Below are 15796 nucleotides of genomic sequence, written 5' to 3'. Positions count from 1 at the left end.
CGCCGGCACCACCACGTGTGACGCCGTCCTCGCCGGCAGGCGCACCACCAGGGTCTCTCCTCCAGCCCGGGCGAACCGTCCGCGCCGTGCCTCAGCCACAACCGCACACCCGCGCACAGCCACGCCGACACCGCAGCGTCTCGACGACGAGGCCCGCCGCACCGCCCGAACAGATCGCCCTGGAGGACACCGCCATGGCCGCCGAGACAGGCCGACCCACCCGCCCGAAGCAGCGCCGCGGCGAGGGCCAGTGGGCCCTGGGCTACCGCGAGCCGCTCAACCCCAACGAGCGTGCCAAGAAGGACGATGCGCCGCTGAACGTGCGGGCGCGGATCGAGAACATCTACGCCCACACCGGCTTCGAGGGCATCGACCCGGGTGACCTGCGCGGCCGGTTCCGCTGGTTCGGGCTGTACACGCAGCGCAAGCCCGGGATCGAGGGCGGGCGCACGGCGACGCTCGAGCCGGAGGAGCTCGACGACGAGTACTTCATGCTGCGGGTGCGTCTGGACGGCGGTGCGTTGACGACCCAGCAGCTGACCGTGCTCGGCGAGATCTCCCAGACCTACGCCCGCGACACGGCCGACATCACCGACCGGCAGAACATCCAGTACCACTGGATCCGTGTCGAGGACATGCCGACGATCTGGCAGAAGCTCGAGGACGCGGGCATGACGACCTTGGAGGCGTGCGGCGACAGCCCCCGCGTCGTCCTCGGCTCGCCGGTGGCCGGCATCTCGACCGACGAGATCATCGACGGCACGCCCGCGATCGAGGAGATCACGCGCCGCTACGTCGGCGACCCGAAGTTCGCGAACCTGCCGCGCAAGTTCAAGTCCGCCATCTCGGGTCAGCAGGACGTGGCGCACGAGATCCACGACATCGCGTTCGTCGGCGTCGAGCACCCCACCCGCGGGCCCGGGTTCGACCTGTGGGTCGGCGGCGGCCTGTCGACCAACCCGATGATCGCCAAGCGCCTGGGCGTGTGGGTGCCGCTCGACGAGGTGCCCGACGTCTGGGAAGGCGTGATCAGCGTCTTCCGCGACTACGGCTACCGCCGGCTGCGCACGCGCGCCCGCATCAAGTTCCTGGTCAAGGACTGGGGTGCGGAGAAGTTCCGGGAGGTTCTCGAGAGCGAGTACCTCGGCCGCACGCTCGTCGACGGTCCGGCGCCGGAGGTGCCCGAGCGTCCCATCGACCACATCGGCGTCCACCCGCAGACCGACGGGCTGCGCTACGTCGGCGGTGCCCCCGTCGCGGGCCGCGCGTCGGGTTCGCTGCTGCTGTCGGTGGCCAAGGCCGCCGAGCGGGCCGGTTCGGGCCGCGTGCGGTTGACTCCGCAGCAGAAGCTCGTCGTGCTCGACGTGCCGGAGTCCGAGGTCGAGTCGCTCCAGGCCGAGCTTGCCGACGCCGGACTGGACACCACGCCCAGCCCGTGGCGGCGCAGCGTGATGGCCTGCACCGGGATCGAGTTCTGCAAGCTCGCGATCGTCGAGACCAAGCAGCGTGCCGCCGACCTCGTCGCCGAGCTGGAGACCCGCCTGGCCGACCTGCAGGGCGACCTGGAGAACCCGGTGTCGGTGCACCTGAACGGCTGCCCCAACTCGTGCGCCCGCATCCAGGTGGCCGACATCGGCCTGAAGGGCCAGATCGTCACCGACGCCGAGGGTAACCAGGTGGAGGGCTTCCAGGTGCATCTGGGCGGAGGCCTCGGACTCGACGCGGGCTTCGGCCGTAAACTACGTGGTCACAAGGTCACCAGCGCCGAGCTCACCGACTGTGTGGAGCGGGTCGTGAAGAATTACCTGAACCAGCGCACCGAGGGCGAGCGGTTCGCGCAGTGGGTCACCCGGGCCGAGGAAGCAGACCTGAAGTGAGTGAGGCCACTCCCTCGAGGGCTGCACCCATGCACTGCCCGTACTGTGCCGACGAGGATCTCCGTCCGGAAGACGACGGCGCTTGGCTGTGCACGTCCTGTCGGAGGGTGTTCAAGGTGTCCTTCGTCGGACTGCAGATTCCGGAGGTAAAGCGATGACCGCGACCAGGACGAGCGACGAGCTCCGCGAGCTGGCCGAGAAGGCGTCCGAGGAGCTGGCGGACGCGTCCACGGACGAGGCGATCCGGTGGGCCGTCGAGCAATTCGGCGACGATCTCATCGTCGCGTCGAATATGCAGGACGCCGTTCTCATCGATGTCGTCACCAAGGTCAAAACAGACATCGATGTTCTTTTTCTCGAAACGGGCTATCATTTCGCGGAAACACTCGGCGTGCGCGACGCGGTCGCGACGATCTACCCGGATGTGCGCATCGTGAACGCGCAGGCCGAGCAGAGCGTCGCGGAACAGGACGCCGAGTACGGTCCGAAACTGCACGACCGCGACCCCGCCCAGTGCTGCCACCTGCGTAAAGTCGTTCCGCTGCGAAACACCCTGTCGAATTACTCGGCCTGGATCACCGGGGTTCGCCGAGTGGATGCACCCACCAGGGCGAACACGCCGATCGTGACATGGGACGATCGCAATGGCCTGGTGAAAGTGAACCCGATCGCGGCATGGACCGACGACGAGTTCAACGGCTACATCGACGAACACGGGATCCTGCAGAATCCGCTGGTCGGCGAGGGGTACCTCTCGATCGGCTGCGCCCCGTGCACCGCGAAGGTGGCGCCGGGCGCCGACCCACGCAGTGGTCGCTGGGCCGGCAAGTCCAAGACTGAGTGCGGGCTGCACGCCTGAGGAAGGATGTCATGACCACACTTGAGGCCGCGGCCGACGCTGCGCGCGACAATCTCGCCGCGCTGGAGTCGGAAGCCATTCACATCTTCCGGGAGGTCGCGGGCGAGTTCGACCGTCCCGTGATCCTCTTCTCCGGCGGCAAGGACTCCACGCTGCTGCTGCACCTGGCCATCAAGGCGTTCTGGCCCGCCCCCGTGCCGTTCCCGCTGTTGCACGTCGACACGGGCCACAACTTCGACGAGGTCATCGACTTCCGTGACCGCGTGGTGGAGAAGTACGGCCTGCGTCTCGTCGTGGCGAGCGTGCAGGACTACATCGACGACGGCAGGCTCGTCGAACGCCCCGACGGCACCCGCAACCCGCTGCAGACCCAGCCGCTGCTCGAGGCGATCACGGACAACAAGTTCGACGCCGTGTTCGGCGGCGGACGCCGTGACGAGGAGCGCGCCCGCGCGAAGGAGCGCATCTTCAGCCTCCGCAGCGCGTTCGGCCAGTGGGACCCGCGCCGGCAGCGCCCCGAACTGTGGAACCTCTACAACGGGCGGCACCGTCCGGGTGAGCACGTCCGGGTGTTCCCGCTGTCGAACTTCACCGAGGCCGACGTCTGGAACTACATCGCGCGCGAGGAGGTCGAGCTCCCTTCGATCTACTACGCGCACAAGCGCAAGGTGTACAAGCGCGACGGCATGTGGCTCACCGAGGGCCCGTGGGGCGGTCCGCGCGAGGACGAGGACGTCCACGAGCTGACCGTGCGATACCGCACCGTCGGTGACGGTTCGTGCACCGGCGCCGTCGAGTCGACCGCGTCGACGGTCGAGGAGGTCATCGCCGAGGTGCAGGCCAGCCGGCTCACCGAGCGGGGCGCCACGCGCGCCGACGACCGCATCTCCGAGGCCGCCATGGAAGACCGCAAGCGGGAGGGGTACTTCTAACCATGAGCTCTTTGCTGAGGCTCGCCACGGCGGGCAGCGTCGACGACGGCAAGTCCACGCTCGTCGGCCGGCTGCTCTACGACACCAAGTCGGTGCTCGCCGACCAGCTGGACGCCGTCGAGCGCGCCAGCGTCGACCGCGGCATGTCGACCCCCGACCTGTCGCTGCTGGTGGACGGTCTGCGTTCGGAGCGGGAACAGGGCATCACGATCGACGTGGCCTACCGCTACTTCGCGACCCCCAAGCGCAGCTTCGTGCTCGCCGACACCCCGGGTCACGTCCAGTACACCCGCAACACGGTCACGGGCGCGTCCACGGCGCAGCTGGGCGTGCTGTTGGTCGACGCGCGCAAGGGCGTCGTCGAGCAGACCCGCCGGCACGCCGCCGTCCTGGCGCTGCTGGGTGTGCCGCGGCTGGTGCTGGCGGTGAACAAGGTCGACCTCATCGACTACGACGAGGCCGCGTTCACCGTGATCGCCAAGGAGTTCAGCACGCACGCCGCGTCGCTGGGCTACGCGGAGGGCACGGTGCTGGCCATCCCGGTGTCCGCCCTGCAGGGCGACAACGTGGCCAGCCAGTCGGACAACACGCCGTGGTACTCCGGCCCCACGCTGCTCGAGCACCTCGAGCAGGTGCCGGTGGCCCCGGACCCGCACGAGGCGCCGTTCCGCCTGCCGGTTCAGTACGTGATCCGTCCGCGCACGCCCGAGTACCCGGACTACCGGGGCTACGCGGGTCAGATCGCGGCCGGCACGGTGCGTCCCGGGGACGAGGTCGTGGTGCTGCCGCAGGGTCTGAAGTCGACGGTCGAGTCGGTCGACACGGCCGACGCCCAGCTCGACGAGGCCGGCACGGGTAAGTCGATCACGCTGGTCCTCGCCGACGACCTGGACATCACGCGCGGCGACGTGATCGCCGCGAGCGAGAACGCCCCGCAGGTCACCGACGAGTTCACCGCCGCCCTGTGCTGGCTGTCGAGCAAGTCGCTCGAGCCGGGTGCGCGCGTGCTGATCAAGCAGGGCACGCGCACGGTGCAGGCGATGGTCGAGGAGCTCAACGCGCGCTTCGACGAGCAGACGCTGTCCATCGTGGACGCTCCGGCGAAGCTGGATCTCAACGAGATCGGCAACGTCAGCCTGCGGCTGTCCGAGCAGCTCCCGGTCGACGACTACACCGTGAGCCCGCGTACGGGTGCGTTCATCGTGATCGACCCCAAGGACGGCGACACGCTCGCCGCCGGCCTGGTCGGGCACCGGTTCAGCCAGCTCAAGGGCGTCACGGAGCCCGAGGGCCAGTGACGTCGGTTCCGGCGGCGCACCCGCCTCTGCTGATCGTCGCGCACGGCAGCCGGGACCCCCGGTCCGCGGCCACCGTGCGGGCGCTCGCGGAGGTGGTGCGCGGCCGGGGCGAGGGACGTGACGTGCGCGTGGCGTTCCTCGACCTGTCCGATCCGTCGGTGGGCGATGCGCTCACCGCGCTGCACGCCGAGGGGCACCGGCACGTCGTGGCGGTGCCCCTGCTGCTCGGGCACGCCTACCACGCGCGGGTCGATCTGCCCGCGCTCGTCGACGAGGTCACCGCGCGCCTGCCGCGCCTGTCGGTGACGGTGTCGGACGTGCTGGGTCCCGACCCGCTGCTCGAGGACGTGACCCGCGACCGGCTGGCCCAGACCGGTGCCGATCTGGACGATCCGGAGCTCGGTGTCGTGCTGACGGCCGTCGGGTCGTCGCACGCCCCCGCGAACGACGTCGTGGCCCGTATCGCGCGCTCCTGGGAGGGTGCGACGGCGGCACGGGTGACGGCCGCGTTCGCCAGCACCGCCCGCCCGGACGTGCCCGCTGCCGTGGCGAAGCTGCGGGCCCGCGGCGCACGCCGGTTCGCGGTCGCCGCGTGGTTCTTCGCACCGGGCCTGCTGCCCGACCGTATCGCCGAGCTCGCGGCGCAGTCCGCCCCCGGCTGTGTCGTCGCGGCCCCGTTGGGCACCGACCCCCGCGTCGCCGACGTCGTGCTCGACCGCTACGTCGAAGCCCGAGCCGCCGCCACCCGCACCGCCTGACCCGCACGGGCAGCACCACCCGGTGTGCCAAGGTGGTCCGCATGGCTGACGAACTCGTCCAATACGACCTCGAGGCCGGCGTCGCGACGATCACGCTCGACTCGCCGCACAACCGCAACGCCCTGTCGGCGCAGCTGCGCCGTGAACTCACCGCCGCCCTGACACGGGCGATCGACGAGGAGCAGGCGCGCGTGATCGTGCTGACCCACACCGGTCCGGTGTTCTGCGCCGGGATGGACCTGAAGGAGGCCAAGGGCGCGGGTTCGGACGATCAGGGTGTCAACGGCTTCCCCGCCATTCTCGAACAGCTTTGGACGAGTCCGAAGCCGGTGGTCGCGAGGCTCGCCGGCCCGGCGCGCGCGGGCGGGGTGGGCATGGTGGCGGCCGCGGACATCGCGGTCGCCGTCGACGACGCCACGTTCGCGTTCACCGAGGTGCGCATCGGCGTCGTGCCCGCGCTGATCTCGGTGACCGTGCTGCCGCGGCTCGCGCCGCGCGCCGCGCACGAGCTGTTCCTCACCGGAGACACGTTCGACGCCGCCCGCGCCGTCGACATCGGACTGCTCAACGCCGCCGTGCCGGCCGCCGAACTGGACGCGAAGGTCGACGCGTACGTCGGCTCGCTGGTGCGCGGCGGGCCGACGGCGCTGGCGGCGACGAAGGAACTGCTGCACGGCGAACGCGGCCGCACGATCGGGTCCGAACTGGAGCAGAAGCAGGCCGTGTCGGCCCACTACTTCGCGAGCGACGAGGGCCAGGAGGGCATCGCCGCGTTCGCGGAGAAGCGCCCACCCCGCTGGGTTCCGTGACCCCTCAGTCGGCCGTCCACTCGTAGGTCAGCTCGCACCGGTCGGCGGGTAGGACCATGTCGTTGACCTCGAGGGGCGTGCCGTCCTGGGCGTAGGCCACGCGCGCCACCGTCAGGACCGTGACGCCCTGGCCGAGCTGCAAGCGGGACGCCTCCTCGGGGGTCGGCATTCGCGAACCCACCTTCTCGGCGAACGAGGCGACGCGACGCCCGGACTCCTCGAGCCGCGCGTACATGCTCGCCGTCGCCCGTGTCGGCCTCCTCGATCCGCATCCCGCGCGTGTACACGCGCGGGATGCGGCTCTGCGCCAGCTGAACGGCCACGTCGTCGGCGCACACGATCCGATCGCGCACGGTCACCTCGTCGCCCTCGGCGATGTCGAGCACGGCGGGGCGGATCTGCGCGGGCGAACGCACGAACACGTCTCGACGCGCGAGCGCCGCGCCCGCACAGCCGCGGACGCGGCGCTCCCGTTGCTCCACCGGCCTCGGTCGGCCGGGCTCAGTTGCTCAGGAAGTCCTGCAGGCCGGGGAGGTCGTCGGTGTTGATGTGGTCGACGTCGGCCTCGCGGAGTTCGGTCCACACGGCCGTGCGGGCCTCGCCCTCGGCGTCGGGCGTGGCCCAGAACCGCAGGCGCTGACCGGCCTCGTGGGCCTGTTCGGTCATCTCGTGCAGCCGCGCCCGCTCGTCCTCGGGCATCGGGCCCTCGCCGTTCCAGTCGAAGACGTTCGACCAGTTGTCGCTGACCAGCGGCATCAGGTCGGCAGGCAGGTCGCCGCCGAGGTCGCCGGCCCTGCCGTCGTAGAACGACAGGCGCTCGTCGGCGGCGGCCATGTCGTCGAGCGGCCGGTTGCCGCTCACCACGGCCTGGATCGCACCCGGCTGCACCTGGCCGTCGGAGTACGACACGAACATGTCCTCGTACTCGGCCAGCTGCTCCTCGAGCAGCGCCCATGTGCGCGGTCCGGCGCTCTTGATGTCGACGAGCAGCTGGAACTGGCCGTCCCAGCCCGGATACACCTCGGAACCGCCGTCGACGAGCTCCCGCAGCGGGTCCAGGTAGAGGTTGCGCAGCGTGCGTTCGGGGCGGATCTCCCAGAAGTCGTGGGCGACCATCAGCTCGTCGCCGACGGCCCACACGTCCGCCTCGACGCTCGTGAAGCCGTGTTCGAGCGCGTCGAACAGGGGACGGTCGTGCTCGTAGTCGTTGTGCGCGTGCGCCTGGGCCAGCGGCTCACCGAGGTCCGCGCGCGGCGCGGCGGCCGCGTGGGCGGCGCCGGGCGCGACCAGGGCGAGCACCGCCGCCAGCGCGGTCACGACGGCGACACGGGACGCGTGCATTCGGGCTCCTCACGTCGATGCGGTGGGAGCTTGATCGAATCGGGCGCGCGTGTCGGCCGGGCGAACGTCAGGAATCGGCCAGCAGAACAGTGAACCGGCGGCTCGCCGCCCGCTCGCCGCCCGCGCCGAGCGCCGCTGGGCGTCCGACAGCGTGCCGTGCACCGCCAGGTACGTCCGCGGGTCGGAGTCCTTCAACGCGTTCGCGCCGACCCACACGAGCACGTGCTCCCCCGCGGGAAGCCACGACAGGTCGGTCAGACAGTCGTAGAGCGCGTCCAGGTTGCGGCCGAAGTGCTCGGGGAAGCGCAGCAGCCCGGCGATCGCGCCGAGGGTGGCCGCCTTGTCGGTCAGTGCGCTTCCGTCGAGCACGTAGGTGAACGCGCCGCGCGCCTTCGCCTCGGCGACGAGCGCACCACTGTCGGGGTTCGGAGTCGATGTCACAGTCATGTCCGGGTGTCGACGACCACGAACGATTCGTAGTGGTCGTTGGTGTAGTACAGCTCTTGTTCGCTACCGGCCACGAGCCGCCGCGCGCCGCGATCGTCGCTGCCCGGCGTCTCGACCGTGTACTCGCGGTAGTAGCCGGATGGTTCCTGCGGCAGCAACTGCTCCCGGTTGCCGAAGACCGTGTCGTCCCGGTGCGGATACGGGAACGGCCCACCCTTCTGGATGAGCTCCCACGTCTCCTCGGCTTCGGGAGGCAGATCGGCCAGCGCGACCACCTCGAGGCCCGAATCCGCGCCGGGCACGCTACCGTCCCCGCCCGGTTCGCCTCCGTCCGAGGTGAACTGGCCCACGAGCCAGCCGCCGAGCGCGAGCAGCACGAGCCCGACCAACGCCACACTGATACGCCTGCGCGAGAACACGCGCGCCTCCCTAGGAAACCCGGCGGCCACGCCGGGCCTGCTCGGACGTCGCCGCGTCTCCGCGACCGCGCCGCAGGCGGCCGGGCAGGGTCAGCACGACGTCCACACCGAGACGGAGCAGCCACGTCAGGCCGACACACAGCGGCAGCAGCACGGCCACGACCAGCATGAACTGGACGGGGAACCACTGCTGCGCGAGCCAGAGCTCGAACCCGTCCCACCAGCGGGCAACTCCGTCGAACACAACCGAGAGCCTACTGCAGGTAGGTTGGCGCCATGTTCGCCGTCTATGCCAACGAAGCCAATGCCGACGACCCCCTGGCCTCGCTCGTCGTGGGCGAGCGCCCCGACCCGGAGATCCCCGAAGGCTGGGTGAAGGTCAACGTCAAGGCCGCCAGCCTGAACATGCACGACATCTGGACCCTGCGCGGCGTCGGAATCAAGGAAGAGCAGTTCCCGATGATCCTGGGCTGCGACGGTGCGGGCGTGCTCGACGACGGCACCGAGGTGGTCATCCACTCGGTGGTCAACGACCCGTCGTGGCGCGGGGACGACACGCTCGACCCCAAGCGCACCCTGCTGACCGAGAAGTTCCAAGGCACCTTCGCCGACGCCGTCGTCGTGCCCGCCCGCAACGCCGTGCCGAAGCCGGACGGCCTGTCGATGACCGAGGCCGCGACGATGGGCACCGCGTGGCTGACCGCCTACCGCATGCTGTTCGTCAAGTCGGGTCTGCGCCCGGGTCAGACGATGCTCGTGCAGGGCGCCTCGGGCGGGGTGTCCACCGCGCTCGTGCAGCTCGGCCGCGCCGCGGGCATCCGCGTATGGGTCACCGGCCGTTCCGAGGAGAAGCGGGGCCTGGCCGAGCGGCTCGGCGCGCACCAGACGTTCGAGCCGGGCGCGCGCCTGCCCGAGCGGGTCGACGCCGTGTTCGAGACGGTCGGCAAGGCCACCTGGGCGCATTCGATGAAGTCGCTCAAGCCGGGCGGGATCATCGTGGTGTGCGGGTCGACCAGCGGCCCGGACGCGAGCGCCGACCTGCAGCGGCTGTTCTTCCTCCAGCTGCGCGTGGCGGGCTCGACGATGGGAACCCGGGACGAGCTGGCCGATCTGCTCGCCTACACCGCCCTGGCCGGCATCCGCCCCCAGGTCGGGTCCGAGCTGCCGTTCGAGGACGCCCGGAAGGGTTTCGAGGACATGCTCGAAGGTAGGACAGCGGGTAAGATCGTCCTCACCCGTTAATCCCGATAACCGCCGCCGACCAGGGGAAATGACCGCGACGCTCTGTTACGATATCGGTTCGTGACATTCGTTACGGGTCGCGATTGGGCCATCTGTGCTTAGCCTGGAGTCATGATCGCATCCCAGCGGGAAGCATCAGACTCCTCACCCCGAGAGGAGTCTCCGGACCTGGACGGCATCACCGGACCCGGCCCGGACATCGATATCCGGGCCGGGTACCGCCGGTTCGGCGGATACTCGACCCGCATCCTCGAAACCGGACCCCGACCCGTGGAACGGCCCGCAGGCCGACGCTTCCGCAGACGCTCCGACGACCGCAGGCGCCACGAGCCCCGCCTCGTGCTGCTGCACGGCTTCTGCGACAGCGCCGACACCTGGCGGCCCGTCCTGACCGAACTGGCCCACCTGGGCGTGTCGGCCGTGGCCGTCGACCTGCCCGGCTCGGGCGAGGCCGGGGCGCTGCGCCCCGGCGCCGTCCTGCCCCAGTACGACACCTTCACCGAGGCCGTCGTGCGCGACCAGTCCGCCCTCGGCGGAGTCGTGCTCGTCGGCAATTCGCTCGGCGGCACGACGGCCCTGCGCGCGGCGCAGAACGCCGACCTGCCGCTGGCGGGTGTCACCTCCATCGGCGCGCCCGGACTGTCGGACTCGTGGCTGCTGCGCGGCGTCGCAGGCAACTCGTTGACCCGGAGGCTCGCCTCGTCGTTGCCCGTGCCGGTGCCGCGTTTCCTCGTGCGTACCGTGGCCCAGCAGGTCGTCCCGCGACTGCTGTACGCCGACTCGCGCAACGCCACCGACGAGCACGTGTCCCGGTTCGTCGAGCTGTTCCCCGACTTCAAGGCGACGACCGAACGGCTCGAGCAGGCCGCCGGCCTGCTCACCGAGCTCGAGGACGCCTACGAGCTCGACCGCATCATGCTGCCGCTACTCGCCGTCGCGTGCGGCCGGGACCGGCTGGTCAACACGACCGCAGGCGAACGCCTGCACTCGCTCGTGCCGCACAGCAGGCTCCTGGTCCGCGACGACTGGGGACACCTGCCCCAGCTGGACGACCCGCACGGGCTCGCCCAGGCGCTCGGCTACTTCGCGACCAGCGCGATGGCCGCCCAGAGCCTGGAGAGCACCTCGCGGCGTACCCGAAGGCCCGCACTGGCCGGCGCGTCGGCTGACCCGTTCGACACGCAAACGCCAGGCCGGGACGAGGTTCCTCGTCCCGGCCTGGCCGTTCGTGTGCGGGCCCCGCTCAGCCGAGGCGGCGGGACGTCGCGGCAAGCGCCTCGCGGGCCTGCGCGGCGAGTTCGTCGACGAGGGTCGCGGCCGGGGCCGTTCGGGCGTGGGTGTAGGTCTGGCCCGCCCACAGCGACATCGCCTCCGGGTCGCCTTCCGCCGTCGCGGCGGCCCGGATGGGCTTGGTGATGTTGTTCAGCTGCGGGTAGGACGCCGGCGCGTTGGCCGAGTTCTCCCGCAGGAACCGGTTCTCCAGGCCGCGCGCGGGCCGGCCGCTGAACGCGCGGGTGATCGCCGTGTCCCGACCCGCCGCGTCCAGGGCCGCGCGATACGTGGCGTTGGTACCGGCCTCCTCGGCCCGCAGGAACGCCGTGCCCAGTTGGGCCGCGACGGCTCCGGCGGTCAGGACCGCGGCCACGTCGGCGCCGTGGACCAGACCACCGGCGGCCACGAGCGGCAGGTCCGTCTCGGCGCGCACGAGCCGCAGCGCCGCCAGGAGCCCCAGCAGCGCCCCGCCCGCGTCCTGCGTGGGGTCGTCGTCGAACACGCCGCGGTGCCCGCCCGCCTCGAAGCCCTGGACGCACAGCATGTCGGCGCCGGCGGCCGCGGCCTCGCGCGCCTCCGCCGGCGTCGTGACGGTCACCGACACGCGCGTGCCGACCTCGTGCAGGCGCTCGACGTCCGAGGCCACGGGAGTGCCGAACGTGAACGACACGATCGGGACACGTTCGTCGACGAGCAGGTCGAGCTTCGCCGCGTAGCCGTCGTCGTCCCACCGGCCCGGGCCCGGCTCGACGCCGTACCGCTCGGCGTCGCCGCGCAGCCGCTCGATGTACGGCGTCACGTTCACCATGCTCCGCACCCCGGGCACGAACAGGTTGACGCCGAACGTCTCCCCCGCCGTCTCCCGGGTCTTGTGGATCTGGTCCGAGAGCGTGGCCGCGGTGAGATAGCCGCCGGCCAGGAATCCGAACCCGCCCGCCCGTGCGACCGCAGCGACCAGCTCCGGAGTGGACGGACCTCCTGCCATCGGCGCTGCGACCACCGGGACGCGCAAGGACTCGAACATGGCCCTCATCGTACGAACCGCCCGCGGCGCACCTCGATGCGGACTCGGTGGGCCCCGGGTCGCGCCCGCACCGCTGTCCCCACGGCGGCCGGACCAAGATCGCGACCGTGTGACGGATGTCCGGAGAGCGTAACGCCGGCGTTGCCGTCGTCACCCCGCCGAGCGACCCCGCGTTTCGGGCTCGCTAAGCCTCTCGGATGAACCTTGTTGCTGCCGTTCGGACCAGTGCAGGCTGCTGCGCAGACGCGAGAACACTTCGCGTGACAACCGAGAGGAAGAGGAACACATGAACGAGACGCAGACCGCCCCGGGCACCGCGAAGCGCTGGACGAAGCGTGGACTGGCCGTGGGCGCCCTGACCGTTCCGATGCTCGCCATCCTCGGTGGTACGGCATCCGCCGCTGAGCTGGCCCCGATCGCCGAGTACCTCGACGAGACGGTCGCCGCGACGTCGGCGTCGGTGGTGGACGCGCTGGCGATCCTGCTCGGCGTGAGCTGATCTCCCATCACAACCGGTCAGGGCCGCACGATCTCCTGGATCGTGCGGCCCTGACCGGTTCCTGCGCGGGAATTCCCCCGCGGGGGCGCTACTTCTTGCCCTTGCCCTTGTCCTTGGCGTCGGCATTGTCGTCTGTGGACAGTGCGGCGACGAACGCCTCCTGCGGCACCTCGACCCGACCGACGGTCTTCATCTTCTTCTTGCCTTCCTTCTGCTTCTCCAGCAGCTTGCGCTTCCGGCTGATGTCACCGCCGTAGCACTTGGCGAGCACGTCCTTGCGGATCGCGCGGATGGTCTCGCGCGCGATGATCCGCGAACCGACGGCCGCCTGGATCGGCACCTCGTACTGTTGGCGCGGAATGAGTTCGCGCAGCCGCTTGGCCATCTTGTTGCCGTAGGTGTAGGCCGATTCCTTGTGGACGATCGCCGAGAACGCGTCCACCGCCTCGCCCTGCAACAGGATGTCGACCTTGACCAGATCGGAGGTCTGCTCGCCGGCCTCCTCGTAGTCCAGCGAGGCGTAGCCGCGGGTGCGCGACTTCAGCGAGTCGAAGAAGTCGAAGATGATCTCCGCCAGCGGCAGGTGGTAGCGCAGCTCCACCCGGTCCTCGGACAGGTAGTCCATGCCGAGCAGGGTGCCGCGCTTGCTCTGACACAGCTCCATGATCGCGCCGACGAACTCCGACGGCGCGATGATCGTGACCTTGCTGATCGGTTCGTGCACCTCGGCGATCTTGCCGGCGGTGGGCCAGTCCGACGGGTTGGTGACGACGTGCTCGGTGCCGTCGTCGAGGAACACGTCGTAGACCACGTTCGGCGCCGTGGAGATGAGGTTCAGGCCGAACTCCCGTTCCAGCCGCGCCCGGGTGATCTCCAGGTGCAACAGTCCGAGGAAGCCGCAGCGGAAGCCGAAGCCGAGCGCCACCGACGTCTCGGGTTCGTACGACAACGCCGCGTCGTTGAGCCGGAGCTTGTCGAGCGCGTCGCGCAACACCGGGTAGTCGGACCCGTCCATGGGGTACAGCCCGGAGAACACCATCGGCTGCGGTTCGCGGTAGCCCGTCAGCGGCTGCTCGGCGCCCCGCCGTTCCGAGGTGACGGTGTCGCCGACCTTCGACTGACGGACGTCCTTCACACCGGTGATCAGGTAGCCGACCTCGCCGACCCCGAGCCCCTCCGACGGCTTCGGATCGGGCGAGATCACGCCGACCTCGAGCAGTTCGTGCGTCGCGCCGGTCGACATCATGCGGATCTTCTCGCGCGGGGTGATCTTGCCGTCGACGACACGGATGTAGGTGACCACGCCGCGGTAGGTGTCGTAGACCGAGTCGAAGATCATCGCGCGCGCCGGGGAGTCGGCCTCGCCCACGGGCGGGGGCACCTGCCGCACCACCTCGTTGAGCAGATCCTCGACACCCTCCCCCGTCTTCGCCGACACGCGCAGCACGTCGGTCGGCTCGCAACCGATGATGTGCGCGAGCTCGGCCGCGTACTTGTCCGGGTCCGCGGCGGGCAGGTCGATCTTGTTCAGGACCGGGATGATGTGCAGGTCCTTGTCGAGCGCGAGATACAGGTTCGCCAGCGTCTGCGCCTCGATCCCCTGCGCGGCGTCGACCAGCAGGATCGCGCCCTCACACGCCTCCAGCGCACGCGAGACCTCGTAGGTGAAGTCGACGTGGCCCGGGGTGTCGATGAGGTGCAGCACGTGGTCACCGCCGTCGACGCTCCACGGCAGGCGGACGTTCTGCGCCTTGATCGTGATGCCGCGCTCGCGTTCGATGTCCATGCGGTCGAGGTACTGATCGCGCATCGCCCGCTGCTCGATCACACCGGTCAGCTGCAGCATCCGGTCGGCCAACGTCGACTTTCCGTGGTCGATGTGGGCGATGATGCAGAAGTTGCGGATCAACTCCGGCGGCGTGAACGTCTTCTCGGCGGACGGACGATTCTGTGTCACTCGGTTCCTCGATCGGTCAGGGACTCCGGGCTTCCAGCACGAGGCTGTCGCACGCGGGGTACTCGGCATGCCCGAGGCATGTCTGGCCGTCCCCATCGTCCCATGCCGTCACCGGGGATCGGCGCGCACGTCGGCCCGCAGCGGGTGGTCGGCGGGGATCTCGACCAGCACGATGCGCACGCCGTCCGGATCGCGCAGCCACGCCTCGTCCAGGCCCCACGGCTCGCGCTGCACGTCCCGATCCGGCTCGACGCCCCGCGCACGCAGCGCCGCGAGCTCCGCCGTCACGTCCCGCACCTGCAGCCACAGCGCCATGTCCTTGCGCGGCGGGTCCGACACGGTGCCGGTCTCGCCGGTCTCGCCGACGATCTCGAGCAGGCCGCCGCCGGTGAAGAACACCGTGCCGCCCGGGAACTCCCGGTACACGGCGAGCCCCAGCGTGTCGCGGTAGAACGACGTCGTGACCTCGCGGTCGGCCGGGATGAGCAGGATGCGACTACTGAGCACGTCCATGCCCGGCAGCGTCTCACGATCGCCCACGATGTCTCATGATTCAGCGCCCCGGACGCGGGCGAGCGCCCTGGCCGCAGGCCCTCCGACCAGGGCTGTTAGGCTTGACGATCGTTGCCGTGCGGCATTCCGCCAGGGAGGAAGACCGGCTCAGCCGGTGCCGACACGAGCGCGGCGACGAATCGCGAATCCGCACCGCCGATCGTGGCGGCCGCATGAACCGAAGGAGTGCCCCCGTGGCAAACATCAAGTCGCAGATGAAGCGCATCAAGACCAACGAGAAGCGCCGTCAGCGCAACCAGGCCGTCAAGTCCGCGGTGAAGACCTCGATCCGCAAGTTCCGCGAGGCCGCCGAGTCCGGTGACAAGGACAAGGCCGTCACGCTGCAGCAGGCCGCGGGCCGCCAGCTCGACAAGGCCGCCAGCAAGGGCGTCATCCACAAGAACCAGGCCGCGAACAAGAAGTCGGCCATGGCCCAGCGCGTGAACAAGCTCTGAGCTTCCCCTCGTGACCACTGAGGCCCGGTTCCCACAGGGAACCGGGCCTCAGTCG

Annotated in this window: 17 protein-coding genes and 2 pseudogenes; 11 read left to right on the top strand and 8 right to left on the bottom strand. The window is 70.2% G+C overall.

All coding sequences use genetic code 11. The features are described 5' to 3' along the window. Nucleotides 1–194 precede the first annotated feature (194 nt). Genes BJF85_RS07380 through BJF85_RS07350 form a run of 7 tightly spaced genes read left to right on the top strand, consistent with a single transcriptional unit; the run spans nt 195 to nt 6533 of the window. Nucleotides 195–1877, top strand: coding sequence for a nitrite/sulfite reductase (locus tag BJF85_RS07380; protein ID WP_075846286.1), 1683 nt, complete (start codon nt 195–197; stop codon nt 1875–1877). A 29-nt stretch (nt 1878–1906) separates the two neighbouring features. Next, nucleotides 1907–2035 carry an Insertion element protein gene (locus BJF85_RS29820; RefSeq protein ID WP_075846285.1) on the top strand — a complete coding sequence of 43 codons (129 nt, stop codon included), beginning with the start codon at nt 1907–1909 and terminating at the stop codon, nt 2033–2035. After that, nucleotides 2032–2736, top strand: a complete 705-nt coding sequence (locus tag BJF85_RS07370; protein ID WP_075846284.1) for a phosphoadenylyl-sulfate reductase — start codon at nt 2032–2034, stop codon at nt 2734–2736. The genes BJF85_RS29820 and BJF85_RS07370 overlap by 4 nt, the downstream gene beginning before the upstream one ends. Nucleotides 2737–2747: 11 nt before the next feature. Then, nucleotides 2748–3668 (top strand): sulfate adenylyltransferase subunit CysD, encoded by a 921-nt coding sequence (gene cysD / locus BJF85_RS07365; protein ID WP_075846283.1) that lies wholly within the window; start codon nt 2748–2750, stop codon nt 3666–3668. Between the two features lie 2 nt (nt 3669–3670). Beyond that, on the top strand, nt 3671–4966 hold the full coding sequence (locus BJF85_RS07360) for a sulfate adenylyltransferase subunit 1 (RefSeq protein ID WP_075846282.1): 1296 nt from the start codon (nt 3671–3673) through the stop codon (nt 4964–4966). Beyond that, the gene (locus BJF85_RS07355; RefSeq protein ID WP_075846281.1) at nt 4963–5724 is read left to right on the top strand and encodes a sirohydrochlorin chelatase; all 762 of its coding nucleotides are present in this window, start codon (nt 4963–4965) and stop codon (nt 5722–5724) included. Before BJF85_RS07360 ends, BJF85_RS07355 begins: the two co-directional genes overlap by 4 nt. Before the next feature lie 41 nt (nt 5725–5765). Further along, nucleotides 5766–6533, top strand: coding sequence for an enoyl-CoA hydratase-related protein (locus tag BJF85_RS07350; RefSeq protein WP_075846280.1), 768 nt, complete (start codon nt 5766–5768; stop codon nt 6531–6533). 4 nt (nt 6534–6537) lie between these two features. Here the strand turns inward: BJF85_RS07350 and BJF85_RS31240 are convergent, their stop codons facing one another. The 5 genes and pseudogenes from BJF85_RS31240 to BJF85_RS07325 form a co-directional block, all read right to left on the bottom strand. Continuing rightward, on the bottom strand, nt 6538–6768 hold the full coding sequence (locus tag BJF85_RS31240) for a UTRA domain-containing protein (RefSeq protein WP_075846279.1): 231 nt from the start codon (nt 6766–6768) through the stop codon (nt 6538–6540). Between the two features lie 266 nt (nt 6769–7034). Further along, nucleotides 7035–7874 (bottom strand): phosphatidylinositol-specific phospholipase C/glycerophosphodiester phosphodiesterase family protein, encoded by an 840-nt coding sequence (locus tag BJF85_RS07340; RefSeq protein ID WP_075846278.1) that lies wholly within the window; start codon nt 7872–7874, stop codon nt 7035–7037. A gap of 67 nt (nt 7875–7941) precedes the next feature. After that, nucleotides 7942–8321, bottom strand: a pseudogene (locus BJF85_RS07335) (barstar family protein). After that, nucleotides 8318–8740 (bottom strand): ribonuclease domain-containing protein, encoded by a 423-nt coding sequence (locus tag BJF85_RS07330; RefSeq protein ID WP_075846277.1) that lies wholly within the window; start codon nt 8738–8740, stop codon nt 8318–8320. The pseudogene BJF85_RS07335 and the gene BJF85_RS07330 overlap by 4 nt, the downstream one beginning before the upstream one ends. Before the next feature lie 10 nt (nt 8741–8750). Further along, nucleotides 8751–8984 carry a hypothetical protein gene (locus tag BJF85_RS07325; protein WP_075846276.1) on the bottom strand — a complete coding sequence of 78 codons (234 nt, stop codon included), beginning with the start codon at nt 8982–8984 and terminating at the stop codon, nt 8751–8753. Between the two features lie 32 nt (nt 8985–9016). Between BJF85_RS07325 and BJF85_RS07320 the strand changes: the two genes are divergently transcribed. Both BJF85_RS07320 and BJF85_RS07315 read left to right on the top strand, forming a co-directional pair. Continuing rightward, the gene (locus BJF85_RS07320) at nt 9017–9982 is read left to right on the top strand and encodes a zinc-binding dehydrogenase (RefSeq protein WP_075846275.1); all 966 of its coding nucleotides are present in this window, start codon (nt 9017–9019) and stop codon (nt 9980–9982) included. A gap of 111 nt (nt 9983–10093) precedes the next feature. After that, nucleotides 10094–11131 (top strand): annotated as a pseudogene (locus BJF85_RS07315) (alpha/beta fold hydrolase); the annotation flags it as partial. Between the two features lie 94 nt (nt 11132–11225). On the opposite strand, the gene BJF85_RS07310 reads toward BJF85_RS07315, so the two are convergent. Continuing rightward, a complete protein-coding gene (locus tag BJF85_RS07310; protein ID WP_075846273.1) occupies nt 11226–12278 on the bottom strand; it encodes a nitronate monooxygenase family protein in 1053 nt (350 codons plus the stop codon). 286 nt (nt 12279–12564) lie between these two features. Between BJF85_RS07310 and BJF85_RS07305 the strand changes: the two genes are divergently transcribed. Next, nucleotides 12565–12777 (top strand): hypothetical protein, encoded by a 213-nt coding sequence (locus tag BJF85_RS07305; protein WP_075846272.1) that lies wholly within the window; start codon nt 12565–12567, stop codon nt 12775–12777. 88 nt (nt 12778–12865) lie between these two features. Here the strand turns inward: BJF85_RS07305 and lepA are convergent, their stop codons facing one another. Together lepA and BJF85_RS07295 are read right to left on the bottom strand one after the other, a co-directional pair. Next, complete coding sequence (gene lepA, locus BJF85_RS07300) at nt 12866–14734, bottom strand: translation elongation factor 4 (protein WP_075846271.1); 1869 nt, start codon at nt 14732–14734, stop codon at nt 12866–12868. A gap of 108 nt (nt 14735–14842) precedes the next feature. Beyond that, nucleotides 14843–15247, bottom strand: coding sequence for a VOC family protein (locus tag BJF85_RS07295; protein ID WP_075846335.1), 405 nt, complete (start codon nt 15245–15247; stop codon nt 14843–14845). A gap of 233 nt (nt 15248–15480) precedes the next feature. Here BJF85_RS07295 and rpsT point away from each other — a divergent pair, with 233 nt between their 5' ends. Next, entirely contained in the window at nt 15481–15741 is a 261-nt protein-coding gene (gene rpsT, locus BJF85_RS07290) for a 30S ribosomal protein S20 (RefSeq protein WP_075846270.1), read from the top strand. Nucleotides 15742–15796 lie beyond the last annotated feature (55 nt).

Source organism: Saccharomonospora sp. CUA-673 (genome assembly GCF_001942305.1).
Classification (GTDB): Bacteria; Actinomycetota; Actinomycetes; order Mycobacteriales; family Pseudonocardiaceae; genus Prauserella.
This window is presented reverse-complemented; position numbering and strand designations above follow the sequence as displayed.